This is a genomic window from Erwinia wuhanensis (assembly GCF_030484085.1).
Lineage (GTDB): Bacteria > Pseudomonadota > Gammaproteobacteria > Enterobacterales > Enterobacteriaceae > Erwinia > Erwinia aeris.
In genome coordinates this window covers 1-714 of record NZ_JAUJUH010000018.1, presented here as the reverse complement: position 1 = coordinate 714, position 714 = coordinate 1, and the positions used below count along the sequence as shown (strand labels likewise).

The 714-nt window shown below is 55.9% G+C and carries 1 rRNA gene; it reads right to left on the bottom strand.

Going from position 1 to position 714, the window contains the following annotated elements:
- Positions 1 to 21 precede the first annotated feature (21 nt).
- Positions 22 to 714, bottom strand: a 23S ribosomal RNA gene (locus QZH36_RS21310); the annotation flags it as partial.

Here is a 714-nt window from a genome sequence, read left to right as displayed (position 1 = left end):
CCAGAACGCTTCTGGCGTTGTAAGGTTAAGCCTCACGGGTCATTAGTACCGGTTAGCTCAACGCATCGCTGCGCTTACACACCCGGCCTATCAACGTCGTCGTCTTCAACGTCCCTTCAGGTGGCTTAAAGCCACAGGGAGAACTCATCTCGAGGCAAGTTTCGCGCTTAGATGCTTTCAGCGCTTATCTTTTCCGCACTTAGCTACCGGGCAGTGCCATTGGCATGACAACCCGAACACCAGCGGTGCGTTCACTCCGGTCCTCTCGTACTAGGAGCAACCCCTCTCAATTCTCCAGCGCCCACGGCAGATAGGGACCGAACTGTCTCACGACGTTCTAAACCCAGCTCGCGTACCACTTTAAACGGCGAACAGCCGTACCCTTGGGACCTACTTCAGCCCCAGGATGTGATGAGCCGACATCGAGGTGCCAAACACCGCCGTCGATATGAACTCTTGGGCGGTATCAGCCTGTTATCCCCGGAGTACCTTTTATCCGTTGAGCGATGGCCCTTCCATACAGAACCACCGGATCACTATGACCTGCTTTCGCACCTGCTCGAGCCGTCACTCTCGCAGTCAAGCCAGCTTATGCCATTGCACTAACCTCACGATGTCCGACCGTGATTAGCTGACCTTCGTGCTCCTCCGTTACTCTTTGGGAGGAGACCGCCCCAGTCAAACTACCCACCAGACACTGTCCGCACCCCGGAT